The organism is Acinetobacter sp. YH12249 (genome assembly GCF_013417475.1).
GTDB lineage: Bacteria > Pseudomonadota > Gammaproteobacteria > Pseudomonadales > Moraxellaceae > Acinetobacter.
The window spans coordinates 1-2567 of record NZ_VPDX01000067.1 but is presented as its reverse complement, the minus strand read 5'-3'; the positions used below and the strand labels follow the sequence as shown (position 1 = coordinate 2567).

Genomic DNA, 2567 nt, shown 5'->3' with positions numbered 1-2567 from the left:
TTAACATAATGGCTGTTATACGAAATTCAGTTGTCAGAAACCATTTATTACATCAAAAGTAATGAAAAAGTAAAGAATATGACTTATATTATCTTTACTTTAATGGTTTTTGAGTGAGGGAATCATGTCCGCAGTCAATTTCAATATGCGCTTAGAAGCAGAGTTAAAAGAACAAGTCACCCCAATTTTGGAAGACTATGGTTTGACTATGCCTCAAGCATTCAAACTGTTCTTGAATCAAATCGTTAAAACTAAAGCGATTCCTTTGTCTTTTGACTATGCACGAGAACCTGCTTTAACTCCTAAAGCAGCAGCCAAGTTACTTCAATCTTTAAAAGAGATTGAAAATGGCGAGTACACCGAGTACGAAACGGTAGAAGAAGCGATTAAAGCTATGTCGGAAGAAGCACATGGCTAAACGTAAGATTATCGTAACCAGTTCTTTTAAACGTGATATTAAAAGACGTTATTTAGAACTGGTTACGGCTGAATGGGCAGAAGTATTAGATTGTTTAGTCGCAAATAATCCTTTGCCTGAAAAGTATTTAGATCATCCCTTGAAAGGTGGTGCAGAGTTTAAAAATTGTCGTGATTGTCATGTGAAGCCTGATTTAGTCTTGATCTATAGGCTTGTTGGTGACGATATTTTAGAACTGCATCAGTTGGATAGCCATTCCGAAATTTTTGGATGACTATCGCTCGATGCTTTGAAAGATGGCTTTAGCCATGTTTCAAAGTCGGGCAACTTTGCGACTGCTGTCATTGATTCGGTGATGGCAAGAGCCGAGCAAAGTACTGTCTAATCATTATTTTGGGTCAATCACACAATAATCCTTATTCGCTCCGTGACAGTCATTTTTCATGATGCGAACGCAAGACTTCCCATTGCAATTTTTAATATCTAGGCTGTATTTTTGTTCTAGCCATGCAACGTCTGCTCTACGCTGTTTGATTTCGTCCATGCTCGGCACATATAAAAATAATGCTAAAAAGAAAACGATCAGCAAGCTAACAAAAGCACTGGCGTAGATTGCCATGAATCGCCAGTCAAGTTGATTGGTTGCATTGTTTAATTCCCGAATACTGTTGTTGAGTGCGTCTATTTGCTTCTGATTGGCGTTTTTTAGGTGTTTTTCGGTCTTATTGAGTACTCCGCTAGCCACTTCCTTGTAAAACGCTTCTAATCGCTTGTTATCGTCTGCTATGGCTTCTCGATACTCTTTCATAGATGCCAGTAAAATATAGAGCTGGTCATCTAGGTCGTTTTGGTTGCTCATCGGTACATTCCGCCCTGATCTAAGTCTTGTGATGCTTTACGGTTGGCTCGCTCGGCTTGCTGTTGCTCTAGTTTTTGCTGTCGTTGTATTTCGGCTTGGCGTTCTTGTTCTAGGCGTTTAGCTTCTTGGTTTTTCTGCCATTGCTCGAAGCCTTGCTCGGCACGGTTTAAACCACGCTGTAAAACGCTGTCTGTGCGCTGTTGCTGTTGTTTGAGGTGTTGGGCGTTGTGTTGCTTCACATGGTCGTTATAACGGCTGATTTCGGTGTCTATGCCTTGTCTACGGAGTTGAGTGACCGAAGTCCCCTCATGAATGGTGGCTTGTAGTCCATTGTTCTGATCGGCATAGCTGCGGTGGTCTATTTTTTCTCGGTAGCCTGCTCGCTCCAGTGCGTGATTGGCTAAGTCCGCCCATGTTTCCCGAATCTGTTTGATGTCGTCTTGGGTTGTTCCCATATTTAGGCTTTTGCGTTTGGCATTACTTAACTCAATATCGGTTTTTGTCGTCAAAGTGAGTTTATTGTCAGGGTCTAATTCAGCTTTTCGGGTGGTCAGCATGATATGGGCGTGATGGTTTTTATCATTTCCGCCTTTGCTGGGTTCGTGAATGGCTAAATCTGCGATCACGCCATAGCGATCAACAAGTGATTGAGCAAACTCTTTTGCCAAGTCCTTACGTTGATCAGCGTCTAATTCATCAGGTAGGGCAATGACCCATTCTCTAGCAGTTCGAGCATCTTTGCGGTTTTCGGACTGTTCCGCCAAGTTCCACAATTCGCTACGGTCTATTTCTATATCAAGGTTAGACACAATTTCGCTATGGGCGACACCATCCTTTCTCGTAAAATCGTGGGTTAGTCCTGTTCGTTCATCTTTGAGTTTTTCCCCTGCACGATAAGCCATAGATGCAACGGCAGTTCTTCCCGAACTGCGGTTAACGGTTTTGGTTGTACAGTGGTAAATCGCCATTAAATTTTCCTTGTGGCATCCACGTATTGATTACATTTCGGGCATTCTTTTCTAATAGTTTGAATGGATACTCCATTCATTTGCTCTATAAGAATTTTAGGTAATTTGTATAAAAATTCATTCCCACAGTTTGAGCATATAAAAATATGCTGTTCATCAATATTGTATTTCTTCATTTGCTTTACCGCTCTTGCTTTTGCTTTTGGGGTTAAGGGGTGTCCCCCTTACGCATCTTTTGACTTGAATGAAATTCAAGTCGTAAGTGCGCATTTCATGAAAAACACGATAGCATATTACCCGCTTGAATTTCAATTCATAGGGT

General features: G+C 41.3%; 5 protein-coding genes. 3 read left to right on the top strand and 2 right to left on the bottom strand.

Annotation, left to right across the window (positions count from 1 at the left end; translation table 11 throughout):
- The first annotated feature begins 124 nt into the window (after positions 1 to 124).
- Positions 125 to 418 (top strand): type II toxin-antitoxin system RelB/DinJ family antitoxin, encoded by a 294-nt coding sequence (locus tag FTV25_RS15860; RefSeq protein WP_004870963.1) that lies wholly within the window; start codon positions 125 to 127, stop codon positions 416 to 418.
- Positions 411 to 692 (top strand): type II toxin-antitoxin system YafQ family toxin, encoded by a 282-nt coding sequence (locus FTV25_RS15855; protein WP_001129137.1) that lies wholly within the window; start codon positions 411 to 413, stop codon positions 690 to 692. Before FTV25_RS15860 ends, FTV25_RS15855 begins: the two co-directional genes overlap by 8 nt.
- A gap of 114 nt (positions 693 to 806) precedes the next feature.
- Here FTV25_RS15855 and FTV25_RS15850 read toward each other — a convergent pair whose 3' ends face one another.
- Entirely contained in the window at positions 807 to 1277 is a 471-nt protein-coding gene (locus FTV25_RS15850; protein ID WP_004870960.1) for a hypothetical protein, read from the bottom strand.
- Entirely contained in the window at positions 1274 to 2245 is a 972-nt protein-coding gene (mobQ, locus tag FTV25_RS15845) for a MobQ family relaxase (protein ID WP_087528904.1), read from the bottom strand. Before mobQ ends, FTV25_RS15850 begins: the two co-directional genes overlap by 4 nt.
- 63 nt (positions 2246 to 2308) lie before the next feature.
- Here mobQ and FTV25_RS16005 point away from each other — a divergent pair.
- Positions 2309 to 2567, top strand: a 259-nt coding sequence (locus FTV25_RS16005) for a hypothetical protein (RefSeq protein WP_218950389.1), incomplete at its 3' end; no start/stop codon positions are given.